Raw genomic sequence first — 24,945 nt, forward strand, 5'->3', positions numbered from 1 at the left:
CTGGGGGTTTGATGGTGCGGTGAGAAAACTGTGGGGCGGTCACGAGACACGTGAGCGCATACCAGGGGAAGTCTGGGTCCTGGTGTCGGCGTGTTTCCTCGTGGCCATCGGGTTCGGGATGATGGCGCCGGTCGTTCCCGCGTTCGCCACGACGTTCGGGGTCGGTGTCACCGCCGCTTCGTTCGTCGTCAGCGCGTTCGCCATCGTGCGGCTGGCGTTCGCGCCCGCGAGCGGGTCGCTGGTGTCGCGGTTCGCCGAGCGGCCGGTCCTGTTGTGGGGGTTGGTGATCAACGCCGTCTCCACGGCCGCGTGCGCGTGGGCGACGTCGTACTGGCAGCTGATCGGATTCCGGTCGATCGCCGGTCTCGGCTCGGTGATGTTCACCGTGGCCGCCATCGGCCTGGTGATCAGGCTCAGCCCGGTCGGCCTGCGCGGACGGGTCTCCGGGCTGTGGTCGACCAGCTTCCTGTTGGGCAACATGGCCGGCCCGTTGTTCGGCGGGCTGTTCGCCGGCGCGTCGCTCCGGCTGCCGTTCGTGATCTACGGCACCGGCACGGTGCTCGCCGCGCTGCTGATCTGGCTGCTGCTGAAGAAGTCCGGCGGGAGTGTGACGTCGGCCTCGCTGGAGCTGCCGGAGTTCACCGTCCGGCAAGCGGTGCGGCGCCGGGCGTACCGGGCGTCGCTGGCGTCGTCGTTCGCGGTCGGGTGGATCTCGTTCGGCGTCCGGTTCTCGTTGATCCCGTTGTTCGTGGTCGGCGCGCTGCACGAGTCCAGCACCGTCTCCGGCATCGGCCTGTCGATCTACGCGGTGGGCACGGCGGCCGTCCTGATGATCGCGGGCCGGATCGCGGACCTGAGAGGCCGCAAGCCCGTCGTGCTGGCCGGGCTGGCGATCCTCACCGTCGGGTCGGTCCTGCTGGGCCTGGCCACGACCACACCGTTGTTCTTCGCCGCCGCGCTGATCTCGGGCATCGGGTCCGGTCTGGTCACCCCGGCGCAGACGGCGACCGTCGCCGACGTGATCGGCACGGACGTGCGCGGCGGGCCGGTGCTGGCGTTCTTCCAGATGGCCGCGGACTTCGGCGCCATCATCGGGCCGCTGGCGGCGGGCGTGATCGTCGACCTGTGGTCCTACCAGGCCGCCTTCGTCCTGTGCGGGCTGATCTCGGCGCTCGCGCTCGGCCTGTGGCTGATCGCCCCGGAAACGCTTGTGGGCGGCCGGGAAAGGCCGCCCACAAGGGTGTCACCGGAGCGTCAGGCCACGCCGGGGTCCGAGGTCTGCGGACCGGCGGCGGACACGTCGTCCAGCTGATACTTCCTGGTCGCCTCGACCACCTTGGCCTTGTCGATCTCGCCGCGCCTGGCCAGCGCGGCCAGCACGCCCACCACGATCGACTCGGCGTCCACCAGGAAGTGGCGCCGCGCGGCCGGGCGGGTGTCGGAGAACCCGAACCCGTCCGTGCCCAGCGCCACCATGTCGCCCGGCACCCACGGCCGGATCAGGTCCGGAACCGCACGCATCCAGTCCGACACCGCCACAACCGGGCCCTCGGTCTCCGACAGCACCGACGTCACGTACGGAACGCGCGGCTCGGCCTCCGGGTGCAGCAGGTTGTGCCGGTCGACCTCGACGGCCTCACGACGCAGCTCCGAGTACGACGTGGCCGACCACACATGGGCCTGCACACCCCACTCCTCGTTGAGCAGCTCCTGCGCCTTGAGCGCCCACGGCAACGCCACACCGGAACCGAGGATCTGCGCCTTCGGGCCACTGCCCGACGGCGCGCCCTTGTAGTGGTACAGCCCGCGCAGCAGGCCCTCCACGTCCAGGTCCTCCGGCTCGGCGGGCTGCTGGTACGGCTCGTTGTAGATGGTCAGGTAGTAGAAGATGTCCTCCGCCTGGTCGCCGTACATCCGGCGCAGACCGTCCTTGACGATGTGCGCGACCTCGAACGACCACGCCGGGTCGTACGCGACGACGGCCGGGTTGGTCGCCGCCAGCAGCAGCGAGTGCCCGTCGTTGTGCTGCAGGCCCTCACCGGTCAGCGTCGTACGGCCGGCCGTGGCACCCAGCACGAACCCGCGCGCCATCTGGTCGGCAGCGGCCCACAGGCCGTCACCGGTGCGCTGGAACCCGAACATCGAGTAGAAGATGTAGATCGGGATCATCGGCTCGCCGTGCGTGGCGTACGACGTGCCCACCGCGGTGAACGACGCGGTCGACCCGGCCTCGTTGATGCCCTCGTGCAGGATCTGGCCGCGCTCGCTCTCCTTGTAGGCGAGCATCAGCTTCGCGTCCACCGAGGTGTACAGCTGACCCTGGCGGTTGTAGATCTTCTGCGTCGGGAACATCGAGTCCATGCCGAACGTCCGGGCCTCGTCCGGGATGATCGGCACGATCCGCGGCCCGATCTCCGGGTCCTTGGCCAGGTCACGGACCAGCCGGACGAACGCCATCGTGGTGGCGACCTCCTGCTTGCCCGACCCCCTGCGGACCACGTCGTAGACCTTGTCGCCGGGCAGCACCAGCGTCTTGGACTTCGCGCGCCGCTCCGGCACGAACCCGCCCAGCTGGCGGCGCCGCTCCAGCATGTACTGGATCTCCGGCGAGTCCTGGCCGGGGTGGAAGTACGGCGGCAGGTACGGGTCCTTCTCCAGCTCGGCGTCGCTGATCGGGATCCGCAGGGTGTCGCGGAAGCCCTTCAGGTCGTCGAGGGTCATCTTCTTCATCTGGTGCGTGGCGTTGCGCGCCGCGAAGTGCGGGCCGAGGTTGTAGCCCTTGATCGTCTTGGCGAGGATCACCGTCGGCGCGCCGTGCGTCTCCGAGGCCGCCTTGTACGCCGCGTAGACCTTGCGGTAGTCGTGGCCACCGCGCTTGAGGTTCCAGATCTCCTGGTCGTCGAGGTTGAGCACCAGGTCCTTGGTCCGCGGGTCGCGGCCGAAGAAGTGCTCACGCACGTAGGCGCCGTCGTTGGCCTTGTAGGTCTGGTAGTCGCCGTCCGGCGTGGTGTTCATCAGGTTGACCAGCGCGCCGTCGCGGTCGGCGTGCAGCAGCGCGTCCCACTCGCGGCCCCAGATGACCTTGATGACGTTCCAGCCCGCGCCGCGGAAGAACGCCTCCAGCTCCTGGATGATCTTGCCGTTGCCGCGGACCGGGCCGTCCAGCCGCTGCAGGTTGCAGTTGATCACGAAGGTCAGGTTGTCCAGGCCCTCGTTGGCCGCGACGTGGATCAGGCCACGCGACTCCGGCTCGTCCATCTCGCCGTCGCCGAGGAACGCCCATACTCGCTGGTCGGACGTGTCCTTGATGCCCCGGTCGTGCAGGTAGTGGTTGAACCGGGCCTGGTAGATGGCGTTCATCGGGCCCAGGCCCATGGAGACCGTCGGGTACTCCCAGAAGTCCGGCATCAGCCGCGGGTGCGGGTACGACGGCAGGCCGCCGCCCATCCCGGCGTGCGAGTACTCCTGACGGAAACCGTCCAGCTGGTTCTCGGCGAGCCTGCCCTCCAGGTACGCGCGCGCGTACATACCAGGAGACGCGTGGCCCTGGAAGAACACGTGGTCTCCCCCGCCGGGGTGGTCCTTGCCGCGGAAGAACCAGTTGAAACCGACCTCGTAGAGCGTCGCGGAGGACGCGTAGGTCGAAATGTGTCCACCGACACCCACACCGGGACGCTGCGCCCGGTGCACGGTCATCGCCGCGTTCCAGCGGATCCACGCACGGTAGCGGCGTTCGACCTCTTCGTCACCGGGGAACCACGGTTCCTGCTCGGTGGGGATGGTGTTGACGTAGTCGGTGCTCGTCAGCGACGGAATCCCGACACGCCCCTCCCGGGCCCGCTCCAGCAGCCGGAGCATCAGGTAGCGAGCGCGCTGCTGCCCGCCGTCCTGCAGGACGGCGTCGAACGACTCAAGCCACTCCGACGTCTCCTCGGGGTCGATATCGGGCAGGTGGGCGGCGAGGCCGTCGCGGATAACGTGCACCCTCCCTGGGGTGCCGGCGCCGTGTGAGTTGGTTTGCGGGGCCAAGGGGTCTCCTCGCCTGGTTCTCTCGTTGTTTCCTACGCCAATTCAACCCGGTTGGCGTGCGTCATACCTCATCGTCGTCCCGATCGGGCCCCACGTCATCACTACTCGTGAGTAACCCGATGGCGGTGTGCCCCACACTCCCGGGAGTGGTATTGCCTTCTTCAAGGCACGGGCGATCCGACGCATACCGTCACCGTAGTGCGGGCTCCGTCGGGCTCCCGAGCGGACACAGTTGGGCACTGACCCGGTGTGGACGGTTGCGCATCCGGGTACTGGGAGTGTTCGCTATCGCCTAACACGCGGTGCCTCCGGCGCCGCATTGGTTCACATGGAGGAGTGGAAGCCGTGGTGGCCGCGGGAGACGCCGGCAAAGCAGGCGTCGCCGAGAAGCTTGGGATCGAACCAGGCATTGTCGTCCAGGAGATCGGCTGGGACGAGGACGTCGACGACGACGTGCGTGCCGCCATCGAGGAACGCAGCGGTAGCGACCTGCTGGACGAGGACGCCGACGAGGTGGTCGACGTCATCCTGCTGTGGTGGCGGGAGGACGACGGTGATCTCGCCGACACGCTCCTCGACGTACGCAGCCCGCTCGCCGACACCGGTGTGATCTGGGTGCTGACACCCAAGACCGGGCGGGACGGGCACGTGGAGCCCAGCGAGATCGCCGAGGCGGTGTCGACAGCGGGCATGGCACAGACCTCGAACATCAGCGTGGGCAGCGACTGGACCGCGACCAGGCTCGTGTCGCCGAAGTCCGCCAACACCCGCCGCTGACGCCCAGTGCGTGAACCGTCTGGGACCACACCCAGACGGGGCACTAGGCTGGGCGGAAACGGCGGACTCGCATCTGGGAGGACACGGGTATGGCGGTCGAGGTCGGTTCGAAGGCCCCGGACTTCACGCTCAACGACTACAACAAGCAGCCGGTCACGCTCTCGTCGTTCCAGGGCGAGAAGAACGTGCTGCTGGTGTTCTACCCGTTCGCGTTCAGCGGCATATGCCAGGGCGAACTGTGCCAGGTGCGGGACGAACTGGCGAACTACAGCGACGCCGACGTCCAGGTCCTCGGCGTGTCCGTGGACAGCCCCTTCGCCCTCAAGGCGTGGGCCGACCAGCAGGGCTACACCTTCCCCCTGCTGGCGGACTTCTGGCCGCACGGCGAGGTGGCGCAGGCGTACGGCGTGTTCAACGACAAGGCAGGCATGGCCCTGCGCGGCACCTTCCTGATCGACAAGGAAGGCACCGTCCGCTTCGCCGCGGTCAACCAGCCAGGCGAACCCCGTGACCAGGAGGCCTGGAAGAAAGCAGTCGCCGACCTGGCATGATTGTCCTGACCGCGGTGCCCGCCAGGGCACCGCGCGAGGGCGCATAGCTCAGCGGAAGAGCACCTCCCTTACAAGGAGGGGGTCGCAGGTTCGAACCCTGCTGCGCCCACGGCCTCAGGTCGACCCTGCTCGCGGACTGCGCTTCGCTTGTCCGCTCGCCGGGTCGGCCGTCTTTATTTTGGGGGGCCGAGCCCCCCAGACCCCCCACGGTGCGGGCTCCGCGCCTTCCAGCGCTGGGCGCTTTGGGCTTGGACCAGCACTGGGTGCGTCGGGCTAGGTTGTGACGGGTTTGGGGGCCGTTGTCAGGGTGCGCTTGGCGTCGCGGGTCCAGGTGAACCAGCCCCAGATCACCAGGGCCGCGAAGACCGTGTAGATCAGGGCGCTGAACCACAGGTTCGAGGCGATCTGCAGTGGCACGCCGACCGCGTCCACCGCCAGCCAGACCAGCCAGAACTCGACGAGGCCACGGCCCTGCAGGGCGAAGGCCACGACCGTGCCCACGAAGATCGCGGCGTCGGGCCACGGTGCCCAGGAGGCGTTCAGGGCGTCGAGCAGTAGCGCCACGCCGACTGTGCCGACGACCAGGGCGCCGATGGTCACGAAGACCTCGGTGAGGGTGGAACGGCGGACGACCACGCCGTAGACGGGGTCACGGCGGCGCGTCCACGCCCACCACCCGTAGACGCTGATCAGCAGGATGATGACCTGCCGGGACGCCAGGCCGCCGAGGTGCGCCGAGACGTAGACGCTGAACAGCAGCACCGTGGCCGCGACCTGCACCGGCCACGTCCACAGGGTGCGGTACTTGGCGAGGAACACCACCGCCAAGGCGAAGACCTGGCCGATCAGCTCGGCGTACGAGGTCCATTGGCCCAGCACGGTGATGCCGTGCTCCAGAAAGAACCGCACCCGATCCTCCTCACCCGGATTCCCCCAAGAACAGTGCTACTGGGTCCGAGTGTTCCGCGCCAGGGTGTGAGGTGTCTCTCGTACCACTATCTCCCAGTCGCGCCGAGGGTCCTGGATCTGGCCGAGCGACACGATCTCGCGCCGCGACAGCAGCACGGTCAGCCAGTCGAGCAGAACCCGGAGTTTGCGACCGGCGGTCGGCACCCGGCTCCAGTGGTACGCCCGGTGCATCAGCCAGGCAGGCCAGCCGCGCAACCGGATCCCGTAGACCTGGGCGACACCCTTGTGCAGGCCGAGGCTGGCCACCGAACCGACGTGCTTGTGCTTGTACGCCTTCAGAGGCTTGCCGCGCAGTGACGCGATGATGTTGTCGGCCAGGACTTTCGCCTGCCGCACAGCGTGCTGCGCGCTCGGCGTGCACAGCGCGCCGAGGCCGGTCAGGTCCGGCACGGCCGCGCTGTCACCCGCGCCCCAGACGTCTTGCAGCCCCTTGGCCTGCAAGGTCTCCGTGCAGATCAGCCTGCCGCGGTAGTCGATCGGCATGCCGGAACGCATCGCCAGCGGGTTCGCCTTCACCCCGGCGGTCCACACCACGGTGTCGGCGTCATACGACGTCCCGTCCGACAGTTCCACGTGCCCGTCGACCATCGAGACGACCTTGGTGTTCAACTGGACCCGCATGCCGCGGTCGGTCAGCCTGCGGATCGTGTAGTCCGACATCGCCGGGCTGACCTCCGGCAGGATCCGGTCCGACGCCTCGACCAGCACCCACCGCATGTCCGAAACCGACAGTCCCTTGTGGACCCGCATGGCGTAGCGGGCCATGTCCTCCAGCTCACCGAAGACCTCGACGCCCGCGTATCCCCCACCGACCACGACGAACGTCAACGCACGCTGCTTGCGTTCGGGCGTGCTCGACGCGACGTCCAGCCGCGACAACACGTGATTGCGCAAATAGATGGCCTCGCCCACGGTCGCGAAACCGATGCCCGCCTCAGCCAGGCCCGGGACCGGCACCGTGCGCGACACCGAACCCGCCGCCATCACAAGAACGTCGTACGGCATCGACGTCGGCAGCCCTTCGGCGGGCACGACCGTCGCGACCTTGCGCTCGTGGTCGACCCCGGTGACCCTGCCCGTCACCACAGTGCATTTCGGCAGCACCCGCCGCAACGGCACCACCACGTGCCGCGGCTCGACCGACCCCGCGGCGGCCTCCGGCAGGAACGGCTGATACGTCATGTTCGGCTGCGGATCGACAACCGTCACGGTCGCCTCACCGGCGCGCAGTCTCTTCTGCAAGCGAATGGCGGTGTACATCCCGACATACCCGCCACCGACGATCAGGATGTGAGTCATACCCCGAGCCTGACGCGGCGGACGGGAAAAGACCTCACCAGAGCGACCCGGGCGACTCCCTCCCCAGCGGGAGACACACCCAGGACCTACGTCCCACGATAGGGGGACAACGGTGGCGCGTCGATCAAGGAAAGTCCATAGTGGATCTACCGGTGGGGACCGGGGAGAAAGGCCCCCTGGAGTGCAGCGCACCACTACACTCCAGGGGGCCATTGACTTCGGTGCTTCGCTTCGCACCTTCGCCAATGGCCTGTCGTCCTATTTTGGGGGGCCGAGCCCCCCATACCCCCCACGGTGCGAGCTCCGCACCTTCCAGCGCTGGGCGCGTTGGGCTTTGACCAGCGACCTTCCTCCCGCTTGCGTAGAGGGTTGGAATTTCACCAGCACCTGTTCTGTGGGGCTTTGACCAGCGACTGTTTCTTCCTGTTGCGTTGGGGTGGTGGGGTTTCACCGACGACTTTCCCTTGTCCTCGCGTTGGGGGGTCGCGGCTGGGCTTCCTGGCCGTGTCAAGCTGGGAGGGTGAGAGCAGGGGCCGTTTCGGCTAAGACGCTGGCTGAGTTGGAACGGGCTTCCGGCAAGCTGGCTTCGGCCACTTTGGCCGCGATGGACTCGCAGTTCCCGTGGTTCAGCCGGATGCCCGCCGACCAGCGGGCCAGCGTGCTGTTGATCGCGCAGTCCGGCGTGGCCGGGTTCACCGCGTGGCTCAAGGACGAGACCGCGTCGCTGCGACTGACCACCGACGTCTTCCGCGCCGCCCCCCGTGACCTGTCGCGGTGGATCAGCCTGCGGCAGACCGTCGAACTGGTCCGCGTCGCCTTGCAGGTCTTCGAAGGACAGGTGCCGGACCTCGCGGCCGACGACACCGAACGCGCGATCCTCGGCGAAGCGGTCCTGCGCTACGGCCGGGAAGTCGCGTTCGCCTCCGCGATGTCGTACGCCTCCGCCGCCGAGACCCGAGGTGCCTGGGACGCACGCCTTGAAGCCCTGGTCGTCGACGGGATCGTCCGTGGTGACGCCGAAGAGGCCCTGCTTTCGCGCGCTGCCGCGCTGGGGTGGGACCCGGCGGCGGAAGCGACCGTTGTGGTCGGCAACCGGCCGTCCGACGACCCGCCGACGGTCGTCTACGAGGTCCGTAGCCGTGCCGCGCGTCTCGGGCGTGCGGTGCTGTTGAGCGTGCAAGGGACCCGGCTGGTGGTGGTTCTCGCTGGCCCGACCGACGACCTGGTCGGTGAGGAACGTCGTGGGCGTGCGCCGAGCAAGGCCGTGCTTGACCGGATCACCGCCGCCTTCGGCGACGGGCCCGTGGTCGCGGGACCGACGGTGGCGAGCCTGGCTGAGGCGCATCGCAGTGCCGCGGACGCGCTGTCGGGGCTACGGGCCGTGGTCGGGTGGCCCGCGGCGCCCAGGCCCGTCCGGTCGACGGATCTGCTGCCGGAACGGGCGCTGGCCGGAGACCCCGAGGCGGAGTGGCAGCTGGTCGACCGGATCGCCCGGCCGCTGGAGGACGCGAGCGGGTCGCTGCTGGAGACGGTGGACACGTACCTTGAGGTGGGCGGCGTGCTGGAGACGTGCGCGCGGCAGTTGTTCGTGCATCCGAACACGGTCCGCTACCGGCTGCGCCGGGTCGCCGAGCTCACCGGCCGCAACGCCAACGACCCGCGTGACTCTCTGGTGCTCCGCGTGGCTCTCGCCGTGGGCCGGTTGGCGCGGGCGAGGGGGTTGTGGTGACCGAGATAACGCGCGTGACGCGGTGATGACGAGGGTTCACATCGACAACGTTTTCCCGTTTCAGCCCGTCATTCAGCGGTAACCTTTGTAGACACGCTACAAAATAGCGGGACAGGTTTCGTGACTGGCGGCATCCCGGTAATCGGCAGGCGGAGTGTTCAGTGGAACGTGTGATCGCGATACTCGCCCCTGGCCAGGGCTCCCAGACACCAGGAATGCTGGCACCGTGGCTCGAGCTGGACGGCGCCGAGGAGCGCCTCGCCGGCTGGTCCGAGCGCGCCGGGCTCGACCTGCGCGAACTCGGCACCACGGCGACCGCCGAGGAGATCGTCGACACCTCGGTGACCCAGCCGCTGGTCGTCGCCGCCGCGCTGCTGGCGCAGGCGGAGATCGAGAAGCGATTCACCCTCGCTGACGACACCGTCGTCGCCGGGCACTCCGTCGGCGAACTGGCCGCGGCCGCGGTCGCCGGTGTGCTGACCGCCGAGGACGCCGTGGGTCTGGCCGCCGTGCGCGGCCGTGAGATGGCCGCCGCGTGCGCGCTGCACCCGACGGGCATGACCGCGATCCTGGGCGGAGACCGTCAGGTTGTGCTGGACAAGCTGGCCGAGTACGGCGTCGAACCGGCCAACCAGAACGGCGCGGGCCAGATCGTCGCGGCGGGCGACCGGGAAGCGCTGGAGAAGCTCGCGAAGGACCTGCCGCACGGCGTGAAGGCCAGGGCGTTGAAGGTCGCGGGCGCGTTCCACACCAAGTACATGGCGCCTGCGCAGGACGCGTTGCGCGCGTATGCCGGCTCGGTCCCGACGAAAGACCCGGCGCGGACCCTGCTGTCCAATGCCGACGGCGACGCGGTGACCACTGGTACGGAGACCCTGACCAGGCTGGTCGACCAGGTGACCAGGCCGGTGCGGTGGGACGCCTGCATGGCGGCCCTCGGCGAGCGCGGCGTCACCGCGGTCGTCGAACTCCCGCCCGCGGGCGCGCTGGTCGGCTTGATCAAACGGGAACTGCCGTCCGTGGCACGGATCAGGCTCAAGACCCCGGACGACTTGGACTCCATCGCGGAGTTCGTGGAGGGCAACAAGTGAGCACGTCGCTCAACATCACGACCGGACCTGCGGGCAGCCGGATCCTCGGTGTCGGCAGCTTCCGCCCCGAGCGGATCGTCACCAACGACGAACTGTCCCAGCGGATGGACACCAACGACGAGTGGATCCGCACCCGGGTGGGCATCGTCGAGCGCCGGTTCGCCGGACCGGACGAGTCCCTTGTGGACATGGCGGTCGCCGCGGGCACGCGGGCGGTCGAGGACGCCGGCCTCCAGCCGTCCGATGTGGACACGGTGATCGTCGCCAACTGCACGATGCCGTCCCCGATCCCGAACGCGGCCGCGCAGGTCGCCGACCGGATCGGCGTGAAGGCCGCAGGCGCGTTCGACCTCAACGCCGCGTGCGCCGGGTTCTGCTACAGCCTGGCCACCGCCTCCGACCTGATCCGCTCCGGCTCGGCCGGCCGGGTGCTGGTGATCGGCGCGGAGAAACTGACCGACTGGGTGGACCCGACCGACCGGGCGAACGCGATCATCTTCGCCGACGGCGCCGGTGCCGCGGTGGTCGGCCCGTCCGACGAGCCGGGCATCGGCCCGGTCGCGTGGGGCAGCGCGGGCGACATGGTCGACATGATCTACAACCGCGACAACAAGTACATCTACCAGGAAGGCCAGACGGTCTTCCGGTGGGCCACGACGCAGATCGCGCCGATCGCGTTGCGCGCGCTGGAACTCGCCGGGCTTCAGCCGTCCGATGTGGACGCCCTGATCCCGCACCAGGCGAACCTGCGCATCGTCGAGGCCATCGCCAAGCGGCTGCGCAAGGAAGGCGCGAAGGAGAAGATGGAGGTGGCCGACGACATCATCTACACCGGCAACACCTCCTCGGCGTCCATTCCGATCGCGCTGGACAACATGCGCAAGGCCGGCCGCGTCAGCACCGGTGACGTGCTGCTGATGGTCGGGTTCGGCGCCGGGCTGTCCTACGCGGGACAGGTCGTGATCAGTCCGTAGACTCTGCCCGGGCGCGACGCGCCCAGCGGTGGGATTTATCGCAAACAGAAAGGGAAAGATCGATGGCGAACGAAGAGGTCCTGTCCGGCCTGGCCGACATCGTCGAAGAGGTCGCTGGCGTGGCCAAGGACGACGTCACCGTCGAGAAGTCCTTCGTGGACGACTTGGACATCGACTCGTTGTCCATGGTGGAGATCGCCGTGCAGGCCGAGGACAAGTTCGGCGTGAAGATCCCGGACGACGAGCTGGCCAACCTCAAGACGGTCGGCGACGCGGTCGACTACATCACCAAGAACACCGTGTGATCCGTGCCGGCGTCCCGCCTCAGCCTGACAGCCGGGGCGGCGTCGGTGAGCGACTAGGGCGGAGAAGGAATTGAGTAACGACATCGTCATCACCGGGCTGGGTGCCACCACACCGCTCGGCGGAGACGTCGCGACCACGTGGGACGCGATGCTCGCCGGTAAGAGTGGCGTGTCCACACTTGACGCCGACTGGGTCACGGCGTTCGACCTGCCGACCCGGATCGCCGCCCGACTCGCGGTCGAACCCAGCGAGGTGCTGCCTCGGGTCGAGGCACGCAGGCTGGACCGGTGCGAGCAGGTCGCGGTGGTCGCGTCCCGGCAGGCCTGGGCGGACGCCGGGCTGGACTCCGGCTCGGTCGACCCCGAACGGCTCGCGGTGATCATCGGTACCGGCATCGGCGGCGCGAACACCCTGCTGGCCCAGGACGACCTGCTGGAAGGTCCTGGCCTGCGCAAGGTCTCGCCGCTGACCGTGCCGATGCTGATGCCCAACGGCCCGGCGGCACACGTCGGCATCGAACTCAAGGCGCAGGCCGGTGTGCACGCCCCGGTGTCGGCATGCGCCTCCGGCGCCGAGGCGATCGCCTGGGCGTACCGGATGCTGAAGGCGGGCGAGGCGGACGTGATCGTGGCAGGCGGCGCCGAGGCCGCGATCGCCGGGATCACCATGGCCGGCTTCTGCCAGGCCCGCACCATGAGCACGAAGAACGACGAGCCGACCAAGGCCTCGCGGCCGTTCGACATCCACCGCGACGGCTTCGTGCTCGGCGAGGGCTCCGGGATCATGGTGCTGGAGCGGGAGGACCACGCCAAGGCGCGGGGCGCGAAGATCTACGCGAAGCTGGCCGGTGTCGGCACCAGCTCCGACGGCTACCACATCACCGCCCCGGACCCCGAGGGCGCCGGGCAGGCCCGGGCCATCGCCACCGCGTTGCGCACCGGTGAGCTGGACCCGGCCGACATCGGGCACGTCAACTGCCACGCCACGTCCACTTCGGTGGGGGACGTGACCGAGACGGTCGCGATCCGCAAGGCCATCGGCGAACACCCGATCCTGACCGCCCCCAAGGGTTCCTTCGGGCACCTGCTCGGCGCGGCCGGCGCGGTCGAGGCGATCGTCACCGTGCTGTCGCTGCGGGACAGCGTGATTCCCGCGACGCTCAACCTCGAGGAGCTCGACCCGGGTGTCGTGCACGACGTGGTCGCGGGCGAGCCGCGCAAGGTCGACCTGAAGGCCGCGGTGAACGACTCGTTCGGGTTCGGCGGGCACAACGTCGCGCTCGCGTTCGCCGCCGTGTGATCGTCCCAGTCTGATCATCCGCTGATCACCGGGCTGATCAGCGCGGTAACGATTCCGCGTCCGAGGGCTGTCCTTCCCCTGAAGGGCGGCCCTCATGTCGTATTTGGGCGGTGTAAGTTGCGAGGTCATGCGAACCCGTCTGGTCCCGTTAAGCCTCGTGTCCGTGGTCGCGCTGGTGGCGGCCGGGTGTTCGTCGGAGACGACCCCGCAGGCGCCGCCCAAGAAGGCCGCTCTGGTGATCGCCCAGGGCGGGCTCGGCGACGAGTCGTACAACGACCTCGCGATGTCCGGTTTCACCGCGGCGACCAAGGAGAAGGGCGTCGAGGGCCAGCACATCGAGTCCAGTGACGTGGTCGCGCAGGGCGAGCAGCTGCTGCGCCGCGCGGGGACGTCCGGCTACGGCCTGGTGATCGACCTGGAGTTCTCGCACGGCGAGATCCTGCCGGCCATCGCGTCGTCGTACCCGAACGTGCAGTGGGCGTTCCTGAACAACAAGATCGACGGCCCGAACATCGCGTCGGTGCTGTTCGCCGAGCACGACGGGTCGTACCTGGCCGGCGCGCTGGCGGCGATGATGACCACGCAGACCGGCAACCCGAAGATCAACCCGGACAAGAAGATCGGCGTGATCGGCGGCACGAAGTCGGTCGGCATCGACAAGTTCCTGTCCGGCTACATCGAGGGCGCCAAGGGCGTCGACCAGTCCGTCGAGGTGCTCACCGCCTACAGCGACACGTTCGGCGACCCCACCAAGGGTTCGCAGCTCGCCGAAACGATGTTCCAGCAGGGCGCGGACATCGTGTACCACGTGGCGGGCGGCACGGGCGCCGGCGTGATCGAGGCCGCCAAGAAGAACAACCGCTACGCCATCGGCGTCGACGACAACCAGGACAAGCTGGCTCCCGGGTTCGTGCTGACCAGCGTGCTCAAGCGGGCCGACCTGGCGGTGCGCAAGGTCGTCGAGGCGTACGCGGACAACAAGTTCCCCGGCGGCCAGGTGATCAACCTGGGTCTCGCGGACGGCGCCGTGGGCCTGACGGAGTTCGAGTTCACCAAGAACGAGATCCCGGAATCCGTGCGGACCAAGGTCGACGACCTGAAGAAGAAGATCATCTCCGGTGAGCTCAAGGTGTGGAACGTGATCGACCAGGGCTATCCCACCTGGCTGCAGGGCTGATCTGCGAATGAGTGTCCGCCTGGGCGCGCGGGACGTCTCACGTGCGTTCGGTCCCGTGCGCGCCAACGAAGGCGTCAGCGTCGAGATCCGGGCGGGCACAGTGCACGCGGTCGTCGGCGAGAACGGCGCGGGGAAGACGACCCTCATGCGTATCCTCTACGGGCTTGACCAGCCGGACTCGGGCACAGTCGTGATCAACGACCAGCCGGTGCGGCTGCGTGGTCCCGCGGACGGCATCGGGCACGGAATCGGCCTGGTGCCCCAGGAACTGGCGATGATCGGGTCGTTGACCCTGCTGGAGAACCTGGTCCTGGGCACGGAACCACGCAGCGGCCCGCGGATCGACTGGGCCAGGGCGCGCGGGGAAGCCGAGGAGCTGGCGTCCCGGGTGGGCGTCGAGCTGCCGTGGACGGCTTTGGCGGACAACGTGTCCATCAGCGTCCGGCAGCAGGTCGAGATCCTGCGGGCGTTGCGGCGCGGCGCGGACGTGCTGATCCTCGACGAACCCACCGCCGCGCTGGCGCCCGCGCAGGTCGACGACCTGTTGCGGCTGTTGCGTGGCCTGCGGGAAGCCGGCCGCACAGTCGTTTTCATCAGCCACAAAGTCGACGAAGTGCTCGCAGTCGCCGACGAGATCACGGTCCTGCGTGGCGGCAAGGTGATCACCACGCGGCCGGTGGGCGACCTGGACCGCACGTCGTTGATCGAGCTGATCGTCGGCCAGCAGGTGGGATTCACCGGATTCGTGCCGTCCGCCGTGACCGGCGACGAAGTGCTGACGGTCGCCGGCTCGGTCTCGTTGTCCGTGCGCGCCGGGGAGATCGTCGGCGTGGCCGGGATCGCGGGCAGCGGGCAGGACGAACTCGTCGAGCGGGTCGTCGGCCTGCGGCCGCCCGACGGCCGGATCACCCTGGCGGGCCAGGACATCAGCACCCTGCCGGTGGACCGGCGACGAGCGGCCGGGCTCGGGTACATCTCCGGTGACCGCAGGTCGGAGGGCCTGTCGATGGACGCGTCCCTGGCGGACAACACGATCGCGGGCACACACCGGACGCTCGGCCGCCACGGCTGGCTGAAACCATCGGCGGTCCGCGCGTACGCCAAACGGGTGCTCGACGGTTACTCCGTCCGATATGGACGGACGACCGCGGTCGCCCGCACGTTGTCGGGCGGCAACCAGCAACGGGTGGTGATCGGACGTGAACTGGACCGCGACCCCAAGCTGCTGGTGGCCGCCGGGCCGACCCGCGGCGTCGACGTGCTCGGCATGACCTACATCCACGACAAGCTCAGGGCGTTGCGCGACAACGGATCCGGCGTGCTTCTGGTGTCCGAGCAACTCGACGAGCTGCTGGACCTGTCCGACCGGATCATCGTCCTGCACGGCGGCCGAGTCGCCGGTGAGGTCCCCGGCGGCCCCGCAAGCCGAACCGCCATCGGCACCCTCATGCTCGGCAGGACCCCCTCGTGAGTGTTTGTCCGCGTTCTAACCCTGATAAGTACTCACGAGTGCTGACCAGCGGTTTCCGGGCCGTGGTGCCGTTCGTGATCGCGCTGGTGATCGGCGGGGCCGTGCTGCTGGCCACCGGGCACAACCCGCTGGCGTTCTACCAACTGCTTGTCCGGGAGTCGTTCGGCGGCACCGACCGGATCGCCGCCACGCTCAGCGCGGCCACTCCGCTGCTGTTCACCGGCCTGGCCACGGCGATCGCGTTCCGGGCCGGGGTGTTCAACGTCGGCGTCGAGGGCGGCTTCGTCCTCGGCGGCCTGACCGGCGCGACGGTCGCCCTGCACGCGGGCCTGCTCGCCGGCTGCGTGGCGGGGGCGCTCGCGGGTGTTCTGGTCAGCGCGTTGCCCGCCTGGCTCAAGGCCCGCTGGAACGTCGACGAGGTCGTCACCACGTTGATGTCCAACTTCGTGGTCGCCGGGCTGACCGGCTGGCTGGTGACGGCGTTCCTGCAGGCCAAGGGAGTCGCGAACTCGGCGACACCGCTGATCCCGCGAAGCGCGTGGCTGCCCGACCTGCTGCCGCCGTACGGGCTGACCTCGGGCGTGCTCATCGCGTTGGTGCTGGTCATGCTGTACGCGGTGTGGATCAAGCACTCCGTGCTCGGCTACGAACTGCGCCAGACCGGGCTGAACCCGCGGTTCAGCGCCGCCCAGGGCATCCGGGTCGGACGTGTGATCATCGTGTCGATGCTGATCTCCGGTGCGATCGCGGGCCTCGGCGGCGCCGCGCACGCGTTGGGCGTCGTGCACCGGTTCGTCGACGGGTTCTCCCCCGGCTACGGCTTCACCGGCATCGCCGTGGCACTCCTGGGCCGCAACAGCGCTGTCGGTGTCGTGCTCGGCGCGGTGCTGTTCGGCGCGTTGGCCTCCGCGGGCACGACGGCCCAGCTGTTCAGCGACATTCCCCTGGACATCGTGGACGTGCTGTCCGGCACCGTGATGGTGTTCGCCGTGATCCGCCTGTGGAGGCAGCGATGACGGTGTCGATGCTCGGTGGTTTGCTCATGTCCGCGTTGCTGCTGTGGACGCCCCTCGCCCTGGCCGCGCTGGGTGGCCTGCTGCACCGCGTCAGCGGAGTGGTGAACATCGGACTCGAAGGCCAGATGCTGACCGGTGCGCTGGTCGGCGCGGTCGTGTCCGGCGCGACCGGTGACTGGGCGCTCGGGGTGCTCGCGGCCGGCGCCGCCGGTGGCCTCATCGGGTTGCTGATGTCGTTGTGCATCACCCGGCTCGGCGCGAACGAGATCATCGCCGGACTCGGGTTCACCATCGTGCTCAGCGGCCTGATCGGCTACCTGCTGCGCAGCGTTTTCGACGTGTCCGGGACATTGCGGGTGGCCGGGCTCGACCCGTTGCCGCGAATCCTCGGCCTGGATCCGCTGTTCTGGCTGACAATCATTTTTGTCCCGCTGATCGGGTGGTCGTTGCGCAACACGGTCGCCGGGCTCCGGCTGCGCGCGACCGGCGACGGATTCGACGCCGCCAACGCCCTCGGATTGCCCGCGAACGGCATACGCGACATAGCTGGCACGCTCGCCGGCGTGTTCGCCGGAATCGCCGGATCGCACCTTGTCCTCGGCCAGGTGGGGCTTTTCAATGAGAACATGGTGGCTGGGCGCGGGTTCATCGCGTTGGCCGCGTTCTACTTCGGCAGGGCGCGTCCGCTGCCCACCGCGCTGGCATGCCTGTTGTTCGCGGTGTTCGACGCGGCACAGGCCCGGTTGCAGACCGCCGGAGTGCCCGCCCAGCTGATCCAGACGCTGCCGTATGTTGTGGTCATCGCGGTTCTGACAGCCACGGCGGTCCGCGGTGTTCGGGGAAGAGTTCGAAGGGCAGGCTGAGGCATGGCCGGAAATGACAATCGGGTCGCGCTGGTCGTGATCGACGTGCTCGACGCGTTTTTCGCGCCGGGCAAACCCGCCTACTACCCGGACTCGGTGAAAATCCTGGACCCGTTGCGGCAACTCCTGGCCGCGGCACGCGAACGGGGCAATCTGATCGTCCATGCGGTGGAACGCCACCGGCCGGGGCTCGCCGACTTCGAACACAAGAAAATTCCCGTGCACTGCGAAATCGGTGACGACCAGTCACCGTACGTGGCGGGATTCGAGCCGCGGGACGCCCCCAACGAAGTGGAGTTGCCCAAGCGGCGCTACTCCGCGTTCTACGGCACTGATCTCGATCTTTTGCTCCGCGAGCAAGGCATCGAAACGCTGGTGCTCGCCGGCGTCAAGACCAATGTCTGCGTGCGCGCGACAGTTCAGGACGCCTTCGCGGCGGGGTATGAGATCCTTTTGGTGAAAGAGGCCACCAACTCGAACCGGCCGCACCTGGCCGAAGCGTCGCTCGAGGACATCGACCGCTATTTCGGGTCCGTGGTATCGCTCGAGCAGGCATTGGAGCGACTGTGAGCAGCCGGGTCGCTGTCGTCGGATACGCCAGCATGGACCACTCGATGGAGTGCGACGAGTTCCGTGCGGCCGCCGGGACCACCCTGATCAAACGCCGTCTGTCCGACCCGTGGCCGGGCATCGGCGGGATCGCGCATGCCGCCCGTGGCCTGGCCGCGGCCGGGCACGAGGTGCACGCGATCACGTGGGTCGGTGACGACGAGCCGGGCAAGGAGTACATCGACCGGCTCAACGCGTACGGCGTGGACATCTCCGGGATTTCCACCGACAGCATCCGCACCCCGTCGTGCTACCTGTTCTACGGCCCGGACGGCGAGACCGTCGTCGTGTACGACCCGGGCGACCGCGCGGCGGGCAACCTGACCGACCGGCAGCGCGAGATCGTCAAGAACTGCGACTGGGTGTGCCTGATGGTCGGCCCGCGCGCGGCCAACCTCGAAGTGCTCGACCTGCTCACCGACGATCAGCAGCTGGCGTGGGGTGTCAAGGGCGACCCGGACGCGTACTCCCCCGGTGTCGTGCACCGGATCCTGGCACGCGCCAGCGTCGTCAGTTTCAGCGCCCGTGAGCGCGTGTTCCTGGACCGGATCGTCGCGCCCCGCACCCTGCTGGAGCGCACGCGGCCGGACGCGTTGCTGGCCGAGACGCACGGCCCGGCCGGTGTCCGCATCTGGCGCGGCGACCTGCACGACATGGTTCCGTGCACCGAGATCGACGCGGTGGACACGACCGGCGCCGGCGACATGTTCTTCGCCGGGATGGTCGCCAGTCTGCTGGAGCACCCCGACGACACCCGGCAGGCCGCCACGCGCGGTGTCGAGGCCGCGACCGGGATGCTGCTCGAGCGGCTGCCCGTCAATGGGTGATCCGACAGAACGGGCGTGGTTCCTCCGCTGTTCTGCTGACGAGGTCGCCGACCGCGCTGTGCTGGTCGGGGACCGTGGCCGCGTCACGAAGGCGGCGACGCTGCTCGACAACGCCCGGGTGCTCAACGAGGACCGCGGCCTGAGCGCCGTGACCGGCACGTACCAGGGCCGCCCGGTGACCGTCGCCGCGTTCGGCATGGGCGCTCCCATTGCCGGGGTTGTCCTGCACGAGCTGGCCATGCTGGGTGTGCGCCGTTTCCTGCGCCTGGGGACTGTGCTCGGGATCGGCGGGACCACGCTGGGATCGCTGGTTCTCGCCGAGGGCGGCGTCCGCAACGAATCCACGTCTGGCACATATCTGCCACTTGGTTTTCCCGCGATCGCCGACCATTCGATGACCATGGCGCTGCGCTCGGCGCTCGAGGCCGGTTCGCGGCCGTGGACCTGCGGGCTGATCGCGTCCTACGACGGTTTCTACACGGAGATGTTCGCCGCCGACCCTGTCCGTGCCGCGGCGACCCGGGCCCGGATGGACGAGCTCGGCAGGTACGGCGTGAAGGCCGTCGACATGGAGACCTCGGCCGTGCTCGTGGTGGCTCGCGCGGTCGGCGCTCAGGCCGCGTCGCTGTGCCTGGCCAGCGTGGACGGGGTGAGCCAGGAGAAACTCACCGACGGGCGCGCCGAGGCCGAACTGGACCTGCTGACCACCGGGCTGACCGCCCTGGCGTCACTTGGCTGACGTGTCGGCGCCGCACTTGTCGTGCCGCGGCGACGCGCCCTCCGGGCCGACGTCGATCTTCCACTTGTTGTCCTCCCGGGTCAGCGGGAGCACGATGTGCCAGCGGATGCACGGCTCAGGCAGCTCAGGCGGCGCGTCGGCGATGTCCTGGGTGCTGGTGAAGCTGACCATCACCCGGAGTTTGCGGTCCGGCGCGGAGTCCATCCGGTGCACCAGGATGCTGCCGTCCCTGGTCGACCGGTAGTCCAGCCGCCAGGTGCGCTCGTCGAACCCGGCCGCCCTCGCCCTGGTGACTGTGGTCCGCCACTTGTCGTAGTTCTTCTCGTTGATCGAGTCGAAGTGCGTCTGCAGCATCGGCCACACCGCACGCGACTGCGGGTGTTCGTGGAACTCACCGAGCGCCGTGACGATCCCGGAGCCCGGCTGCTGCTCCAACGGCACCGACGTGCTCGGCTGTACGGGCACGATCTGCTCCCGGACAGCCGTGTGCGTCTCCGGTTGCCGGTAGAGCTCGCGCGCGGCGAAGCCACCCGCCGCCGCGATGACCACGACACCCAGCGCGACCGCCCAGATCCGCGGCCCGCGCTGCCCCCTGACTGCTTGCACAGTCCGAGGGTGCCATGGATCAGCCCACCCGGCCTATCCGACCCTGTGCAGCCAGGTCACGGGCGCACCGTCACCGGCCCGCCGGAACGGCTCCAGTGCCTCGTCCCAGGACGAACCCAGCATCTCGTTGACCTTGTGCACGAACGACTCGCCGCCACGGCTGGCCGCGGCGACCGCGCGCAGCTGGTCCTCGCCGACCACGATGTCGCCGTTGGCCGACGTCCTGGCGCGCCACAAACCCAGGCCCGGTGCGAAGCAGAACCGCTCGCCGTCCACCCCGGCGCTCGGCTCCTCGGTGACCTCGAACCTGATCATCGGCCACGCCCGCAGAGCCTGGACCAGCTTGGCGCCAGTGCCTGCGGCGCCGGTCCACGAACATTCGGACCGCAGCTGACCAGCGGCCGCCGGCTGGGCGGTCCACTTCAGCTCGGCCCGGACACCCAGGGTGCCCGAAATCGCCCACTCGACGTGCGGACAAACCGCAGACGGCGACGAGTGGACGTACACCACGCCACGGGTGCTGCCACTTGTGCTCACTGCTGACCTCCGCTACTCGACGAGGAAACGTCTTCCCCTACGACCTCGCTGAGCGTGTGGTCAGGCGCGTGTACAAGTCGACCCGGCGCCTATTCTGCCTCCTCACTGTGCAATTTCGCCACAGGAACGATCAGAAGACACACCAGTCACTCCGATCGGCTGATATTTTCGGCGTGTCGCTCCGGCGTGTCGCCCTTACCGGTACTTGTTCACTAGTGGATACGTGCTGTCGGTGTGGCGGTGACCACTGCTGCACGCCTCGATTCCAGCGAGATCCGCAGGCGGGGCTACGGTGGCACGCGCAGATGCGCAGGGGCAGTGATCAGGGGGAGGTGCCATGCGGCTGATCCGGCTGGGTAACGAGACGTCCGCGGTCGGTGCCGATGTCAGAGCGGCGCTCGCGTCATGGGGACGTGGTGAGGGTGTCGTCGGCGGGGTCGCCCTGATCGGCTGCCGCCCGCCGGACTGCCCGGACGCGGTCGACGCGATCGTCATCCTGCCGCGGGGCATCCTCGTCGTCGTCGGCGTCGACCTGCCCGATCCCGCGATGCGCCTGGACGCGCCGGTCAACGGGCAGTGGAAGGTCGACGGCTGGCCACTGGTGCGCTCGGACGGCGCGGTGAACCCGGCGGCCGAGGCCGTCCAGGCCGCCACCGCCGTCGTGGCGCGGCTACAGGCACAACGCGCCGAACCGGTGCCCGTCGGCACCGTCATCGCGGTCGGGCCGTACGTCTCGCGGGTGTCCCAGCCGACCAGTGACCTGGCCAGGGGCATTCGGATCCTGCACCCGGAGCCGACCACGTTGCTCACCGCCGCGCGGGAACTGGCCGTCTACGAACGGCGCTGCTCGCCGCAGCGGGCCAATGCCATTCTGGCCGCGCTGGCACCCGATCACCCGCCGCTGAGCACCGAAGACCTGATGGCCGAGGGGTTCGCCAATTCCGCTGATCCCGGCCTGGCCGCGGCCAGCACGCTGCTGATTCCGCGAGTGGCCCCGGACGCGCCCCGGCCGGTCAGCGCCGTCCGTCCGGCGCCGAAACAGCTGGGCTGGCTGCCGGTCACCGCCGTCCTGCTGGTCGGCCTGCTGATGGTCGTCGGGATCATCGTCGCGATCGCCGCGGCCGGTGACGAACCCCAGACCACCGAAGGGCCGACGACTTCGGTGACCGTCGCACAACAAGCCGGCCAAGTCGTCGACGGTGTCCCTTACACGCCAAAAGGCACGGTCACGGACACCGACTGCCCGGCACGGGCATTCGGTGATATGCAAGTTTGGCTCCAAGCGAACCGGTGCGTCTCACTGACCCGGGCACGCTATGAGAGCACCGCGGGTAATGAGCCAATCGCGGTACTCGTCGCCGACCTCACATTCCAGGACGCGACCGTCGCGGACGCCTTCCTGAAACTCGCCGCCGCCCCTGGTACCGGCAGCATCACCGATCCGTCGGTGCAGGGAACGCCGTGGCCGGACGACCGCAGGCCGATCTTCGAGTCGGCGGCATATCAGGCAAAGCAGACCGGCTCGCAAGTCCGGATTGTTCAGGTGGTCTGGCTGGACAAGGCCGCCACACCGGACGACCCCGACCTGCTCGCCGCCGCCACCAGGTCACTCAACCTGCCTGCTTAATGCCCTAATGGCCATCCTGTCAACCCGATCAAGTGGCGGCTGAAGCCGTTGTGCTAAGAGCCGGTGGTACTCCGCGAGCGTAGGAAAAGGATCGCCCTGGTCACACGAGGTCGCGCCCGAAAAGAACCACAGAAAATGCCGGACAGCTTTATTTCGCATGCCTCCTCGTGGTTATCATTGGCAGTAGGCTGGGGCTACACCGAAACTCACCACACGGAGGAACCGTGGCACAGAAGACCGTCGTCGAGCTGGTCGACGACCTGGATGGCGGAATAGCCAACGAGACTGTCGCCTTCACGCTCGACGGCGTCGAGTTCCAGATCGATCTCTCCACGGAGAATGCGACCAGGCTGCGGAACTCCCTGGAACCTTATGTCGCGGCCGCGCGCCGAATCGGCGGGCGCAAGCAGCGGCTGGCGCCCGGCGGCGACGTGACGGGAAAGAAGTCGGCCGAAGACGCGGCGCAGAATCAGGCGATCCGTGAGTGGGCCCGTTCGCAAGGCAAGACCGTGGCCGAGCGCGGCAGGCTGCCGCACGCGTTGGTCGTCGAGTTCAAGGAAGCGCACGGCGTCGGATAACCCGGCTCGTGGAAACTCCCCGGCATGCCACCAGTCGCATGCCGGGGAGTTCTCTTTGGGACAGACCGTCACCGGCCAGAGGTCGCCTTCAGTGGCAACACGCGTCGATCACGTTGCGGCGCGTGAGAACCTTGTTGACATCGGCCGCGCTGATGCCGTTGGTTTATGGACAGCGAACAGCCCTTCAGGAGAGGCAGCCGGGTGGCGGCCACACAGTTCTTGGACAGACCGGGCGGCCGGCTGGCGTACGACGTACAAGGCCAGGGGCCGCTGGTGGTCTGCGCGCCCGGACTGGCCGATCTCCGGTTCACCTACCGGGACCTGGCCGCGCTCCTCGTCGCCGAGGGGTACACGGTCGTCACGATGGACCTTCGGGGCCTCGGGGAGTCCTCGGTGGACTGGCCGTCCTACACGGAGTCGGACGTCGCCGCCGACATGGTGGCGGTGATCCAGGCCCTGGACGCCGGACCGGCCGTGCTCGTGGGGTGTGACTACAGTGCAGGCGCGGCCGTCGTGGCCGCGGCCAACCACCCCGACCTGATCGCGGGACTGGTCCTGTCCGGACAACGTATGCGTGAGCACCCCGCGAACGCCGTCGCCGCCGTGGGCCGCTGGCTGATCCGCAGGCCAGGGTTCGGACGGTACCTGTGGAACCGCGCCTGGCCATGGTTATGGGGCCCGCACAAGCCTTCGGATTTTCCGGAAAGACAGCGTGCCGTCGCCGCGAACCTCGCCGAACCCGGACGCTACGAGGCCGTACGGGCCATGCTGCGGCCCGGAACGCAAAACTGCGAACTCGCGATGCCGCACGTGACGTGTCCGGTGTTGATCGTCTCCGGGGACGCCGACCCGGCGTACTCCAACCAGAGCCCGGAAGCCGAAGCGCGGTTCGTGGCGGACCGTCTCGGCGGACCGGCCGAGGTGCGAATGGTGCGCGGCGCCGGGTACTACCCACACGCGGAACAGCCCGAGTACGTCTTCTCGGTCTGCCGACGATGGTTGACAACCCACCATCAGTTGAAGCTCTTGGGAAACGATTGACACTCGGCGTGCGCGGCGTCATCGTTCCAAGCATGAGCATCACCCGCCGAAACCTCATGCTGGCCGGCGCCGGCGCACTGGCCGCCGGTACCACTGCCCTGGGGACCCCTGCGTCGGCGGCCGCTGTTGTCGACTACCCCGGCGCAGAATGGATCCCTGCCACCTCGTCGAACTTCACGGTGTCCACCCGTCCGTCCAGCTACCCGATCAACGTCGTGGTCATTCACGTGACCCAGGAGTACTACCGGGACGCGATCGCGATCTTCCAGGACCCGGCACGGAAGGTCTCGTCGCACTACCTCGTCCGGTCCGGTGACGGCCATATCGCGCAGCTGGTCCGGGAGAAGGACATCGGCTGGCACGCGGGCAACTGGAACTACAACACCCGCAGCATCGGCATCGAACACGAAGGCTGGGTGGACCAGCCCCAGTGGTTCACCGCCCAGATGTACGCGGCCTCCGCGGCACTGACCCGGGCGATCTGCGACAAGTACCGCATCCCCAAGGACCGCAGCCACATCATCGGCCACAACGAAGTGCCAGGCGCGACACACACCGACCCAGGCCCGCTCTGGGACTGGACCAGGTACCTGCGCCTGGTCAACAACTGACCTTCCCTCGTGAGTGTTTATCCGGGTTAGAACACGGTTAAACACTCACGAGCATGACATGCGGAAAAGGCCCCACAGATACCTGTGGGGCCCTTCCGGAAATAAATTACGGCGACGACCTACTCTCCCACACCGTACCCAGTGCAGTACCATCGGCGCTGAAGAGCTTAGCTTCCGGGTTCGGAATGGGACCGGGCGTTTCCTCTTCGCTATTATCAC

General features: G+C 68.5%; 24 protein-coding genes, 1 tRNA gene and 1 rRNA gene. 20 read left to right on the forward strand and 6 right to left on the reverse strand.

The annotated features are described in order from the left end of the window. Window positions 1–19 precede the first annotated feature (19 nt). Window positions 20–1,312 carry an MFS transporter gene (locus tag GC106_RS45760; protein ID WP_312873429.1) on the forward strand — a complete coding sequence of 431 codons (1,293 nt, stop codon included), beginning with the start codon at window positions 20–22 and terminating at the stop codon, window positions 1,310–1,312. Here GC106_RS45760 and aceE read toward each other — a convergent pair. Further along, window positions 1,255–4,029: a pyruvate dehydrogenase (acetyl-transferring), homodimeric type gene (gene aceE, locus GC106_RS45765; protein WP_173142470.1), complete on the reverse strand. Its 2,775-nt coding sequence runs from the start codon at window positions 4,027–4,029 to the stop codon at window positions 1,255–1,257. The two genes, GC106_RS45760 and aceE, sit on opposite strands and share 58 nt — an antisense overlap. A gap of 345 nt (window positions 4,030–4,374) precedes the next feature. On the opposite strand from aceE, the gene GC106_RS45770 reads away from it, so the two are divergent. The 3 genes from GC106_RS45770 (at window position 4,375) to GC106_RS45780 (ending at window position 5,466) form a co-directional block, all read left to right on the forward strand. Continuing rightward, a complete protein-coding gene (locus tag GC106_RS45770) occupies window positions 4,375–4,806 on the forward strand; it encodes a DUF3052 domain-containing protein (protein WP_173142471.1) in 432 nt (143 codons plus the stop codon). A gap of 89 nt (window positions 4,807–4,895) precedes the next feature. Further along, window positions 4,896–5,357 (forward strand): peroxiredoxin, encoded by a 462-nt coding sequence (locus GC106_RS45775; protein ID WP_173142472.1) that lies wholly within the window; start codon window positions 4,896–4,898, stop codon window positions 5,355–5,357. Window positions 5,358–5,394: 37 nt separating this feature from the next. Beyond that, window positions 5,395–5,466 (forward strand) — tRNA-Val (locus GC106_RS45780). Between the two features lie 164 nt (window positions 5,467–5,630). Here GC106_RS45780 and GC106_RS45785 read toward each other — a convergent pair. Beyond that, window positions 5,631–6,266: a nicotinamide mononucleotide transporter family protein gene (locus tag GC106_RS45785; RefSeq protein ID WP_173142473.1), complete on the reverse strand. Its 636-nt coding sequence runs from the start codon at window positions 6,264–6,266 to the stop codon at window positions 5,631–5,633. Between the two features lie 36 nt (window positions 6,267–6,302). Beyond that, on the reverse strand, window positions 6,303–7,625 hold the full coding sequence (locus GC106_RS45790) for an NAD(P)/FAD-dependent oxidoreductase (RefSeq protein ID WP_173142474.1): 1,323 nt from the start codon (window positions 7,623–7,625) through the stop codon (window positions 6,303–6,305). A gap of 559 nt (window positions 7,626–8,184) precedes the next feature. Between GC106_RS45790 and GC106_RS45795 the strand changes: the two genes are divergently transcribed. From GC106_RS45795 to GC106_RS45850, 12 genes are all read left to right on the forward strand, one after another. Further along, window positions 8,185–9,354, forward strand: a complete 1,170-nt coding sequence (locus tag GC106_RS45795; RefSeq protein ID WP_246368325.1) for a PucR family transcriptional regulator — start codon at window positions 8,185–8,187, stop codon at window positions 9,352–9,354. Window positions 9,355–9,515: 161 nt separating this feature from the next. After that, complete coding sequence (locus tag GC106_RS45800) at window positions 9,516–10,445, forward strand: ACP S-malonyltransferase (protein ID WP_312873430.1); 930 nt, start codon at window positions 9,516–9,518, stop codon at window positions 10,443–10,445. Then, window positions 10,442–11,419 (forward strand): beta-ketoacyl-ACP synthase III, encoded by a 978-nt coding sequence (locus tag GC106_RS45805; protein ID WP_173142476.1) that lies wholly within the window; start codon window positions 10,442–10,444, stop codon window positions 11,417–11,419. The genes GC106_RS45800 and GC106_RS45805 overlap by 4 nt, the downstream gene beginning before the upstream one ends. A 62-nt stretch (window positions 11,420–11,481) precedes the next feature. Continuing rightward, complete coding sequence (locus tag GC106_RS45810; RefSeq protein ID WP_042189672.1) at window positions 11,482–11,724, forward strand: acyl carrier protein; 243 nt, start codon at window positions 11,482–11,484, stop codon at window positions 11,722–11,724. A gap of 70 nt (window positions 11,725–11,794) precedes the next feature. Continuing rightward, complete coding sequence (locus tag GC106_RS45815) at window positions 11,795–13,024, forward strand: beta-ketoacyl-[acyl-carrier-protein] synthase family protein (RefSeq protein WP_173142477.1); 1,230 nt, start codon at window positions 11,795–11,797, stop codon at window positions 13,022–13,024. 127 nt (window positions 13,025–13,151) lie between these two features. Continuing rightward, entirely contained in the window at window positions 13,152–14,201 is a 1,050-nt protein-coding gene (locus tag GC106_RS45820; protein ID WP_173142478.1) for a BMP family lipoprotein, read from the forward strand. Between the two features lie 7 nt (window positions 14,202–14,208). Further along, entirely contained in the window at window positions 14,209–15,672 is a 1,464-nt protein-coding gene (locus GC106_RS45825; protein WP_173142479.1) for an ABC transporter ATP-binding protein, read from the forward strand. A 38-nt stretch (window positions 15,673–15,710) separates the two neighbouring features. Then, window positions 15,711–16,688, forward strand: coding sequence for an ABC transporter permease (locus tag GC106_RS45830; protein WP_173142480.1), 978 nt, complete (start codon window positions 15,711–15,713; stop codon window positions 16,686–16,688). Beyond that, on the forward strand, window positions 16,685–17,551 hold the full coding sequence (locus tag GC106_RS45835) for an ABC transporter permease (RefSeq protein WP_217281810.1): 867 nt from the start codon (window positions 16,685–16,687) through the stop codon (window positions 17,549–17,551). The genes GC106_RS45830 and GC106_RS45835 overlap by 4 nt, the downstream gene beginning before the upstream one ends. A 3-nt stretch (window positions 17,552–17,554) precedes the next feature. Then, on the forward strand, window positions 17,555–18,121 hold the full coding sequence (locus GC106_RS45840) for a cysteine hydrolase family protein (RefSeq protein WP_173142481.1): 567 nt from the start codon (window positions 17,555–17,557) through the stop codon (window positions 18,119–18,121). Continuing rightward, window positions 18,118–18,987, forward strand: a complete 870-nt coding sequence (locus GC106_RS45845; protein WP_173142482.1) for a carbohydrate kinase family protein — start codon at window positions 18,118–18,120, stop codon at window positions 18,985–18,987. Before GC106_RS45840 ends, GC106_RS45845 begins: the two co-directional genes overlap by 4 nt. Continuing rightward, the gene (locus tag GC106_RS45850; protein WP_173142483.1) at window positions 18,980–19,726 is read left to right on the forward strand and encodes a nucleoside phosphorylase; all 747 of its coding nucleotides are present in this window, start codon (window positions 18,980–18,982) and stop codon (window positions 19,724–19,726) included. Before GC106_RS45845 ends, GC106_RS45850 begins: the two co-directional genes overlap by 8 nt. Here GC106_RS45850 and GC106_RS45855 read toward each other — a convergent pair. After that, window positions 19,715–20,332 (reverse strand): hypothetical protein, encoded by a 618-nt coding sequence (locus GC106_RS45855; protein ID WP_173142484.1) that lies wholly within the window; start codon window positions 20,330–20,332, stop codon window positions 19,715–19,717. The two genes, GC106_RS45850 and GC106_RS45855, sit on opposite strands and share 12 nt — an antisense overlap. 33 nt (window positions 20,333–20,365) lie before the next feature. Beyond that, window positions 20,366–20,869: a DUF3145 domain-containing protein gene (locus tag GC106_RS45860; RefSeq protein WP_173142485.1), complete on the reverse strand. Its 504-nt coding sequence runs from the start codon at window positions 20,867–20,869 to the stop codon at window positions 20,366–20,368. A 337-nt stretch (window positions 20,870–21,206) separates the two neighbouring features. On the opposite strand from GC106_RS45860, the gene GC106_RS45865 reads away from it, so the two are divergent. The 4 genes from GC106_RS45865 (at window position 21,207) to GC106_RS45880 (ending at window position 24,726) form a co-directional block, all read left to right on the forward strand. Then, on the forward strand, window positions 21,207–22,496 hold the full coding sequence (locus GC106_RS45865) for a hypothetical protein (protein ID WP_173142486.1): 1,290 nt from the start codon (window positions 21,207–21,209) through the stop codon (window positions 22,494–22,496). Between the two features lie 224 nt (window positions 22,497–22,720). Further along, window positions 22,721–23,074 (forward strand): histone-like nucleoid-structuring protein Lsr2, encoded by a 354-nt coding sequence (locus GC106_RS45870; RefSeq protein ID WP_173142487.1) that lies wholly within the window; start codon window positions 22,721–22,723, stop codon window positions 23,072–23,074. 201 nt (window positions 23,075–23,275) lie between these two features. Then, on the forward strand, window positions 23,276–24,115 hold the full coding sequence (locus tag GC106_RS45875) for an alpha/beta fold hydrolase (protein WP_173142488.1): 840 nt from the start codon (window positions 23,276–23,278) through the stop codon (window positions 24,113–24,115). Window positions 24,116–24,147: 32 nt separating this feature from the next. Further along, window positions 24,148–24,726: an N-acetylmuramoyl-L-alanine amidase gene (locus GC106_RS45880; protein WP_173142489.1), complete on the forward strand. Its 579-nt coding sequence runs from the start codon at window positions 24,148–24,150 to the stop codon at window positions 24,724–24,726. A 106-nt stretch (window positions 24,727–24,832) separates the two neighbouring features. Here GC106_RS45880 and rrf read toward each other — a convergent pair. Continuing rightward, window positions 24,833–24,945, reverse strand: a 5S ribosomal RNA gene (gene rrf, locus GC106_RS45885); the annotation flags it as partial.

It is taken from the genome of Kibdelosporangium persicum, assembly GCF_013280595.1.
Taxonomy (GTDB): domain Bacteria; phylum Actinomycetota; class Actinomycetes; order Mycobacteriales; family Pseudonocardiaceae; genus Kibdelosporangium; species Kibdelosporangium persicum.

Bases quoted from the DNA above. Each gene is read 5' to 3' on its own strand.
- GC106_RS45825 (WP_173142479.1), top strand. From the start codon at position 14,209: ATGAGTGTCCGCCTGGGCGCGCGGGACGTCTCACGTGCGTTCGGTCCC.
- GC106_RS45865 (WP_173142486.1), top strand. From the start codon at position 21,207: ATGCGGCTGATCCGGCTGGGTAACGAGACGTCCGCGGTCGGTGCCGAT.
- GC106_RS45775 (WP_173142472.1), top strand. From the start codon at position 4,896: ATGGCGGTCGAGGTCGGTTCGAAGGCCCCGGACTTCACGCTCAACGAC.
- GC106_RS45810 (WP_042189672.1), top strand. From the start codon at position 11,482: ATGGCGAACGAAGAGGTCCTGTCCGGCCTGGCCGACATCGTCGAAGAG.
- GC106_RS45850 (WP_173142483.1), top strand. From the start codon at position 18,980: ATGGGTGATCCGACAGAACGGGCGTGGTTCCTCCGCTGTTCTGCTGAC.
- GC106_RS45820 (WP_173142478.1), top strand. From the start codon at position 13,152: ATGCGAACCCGTCTGGTCCCGTTAAGCCTCGTGTCCGTGGTCGCGCTG.
- GC106_RS45840 (WP_173142481.1), top strand. From the start codon at position 17,555: ATGGCCGGAAATGACAATCGGGTCGCGCTGGTCGTGATCGACGTGCTC.
- GC106_RS45880 (WP_173142489.1), top strand. From the start codon at position 24,148: ATGAGCATCACCCGCCGAAACCTCATGCTGGCCGGCGCCGGCGCACTG.
- GC106_RS45835 (WP_217281810.1), top strand. From the start codon at position 16,685: ATGACGGTGTCGATGCTCGGTGGTTTGCTCATGTCCGCGTTGCTGCTG.
- GC106_RS45790 (WP_173142474.1), bottom strand. From the start codon at position 7,625: ATGACTCACATCCTGATCGTCGGTGGCGGGTATGTCGGGATGTACACC.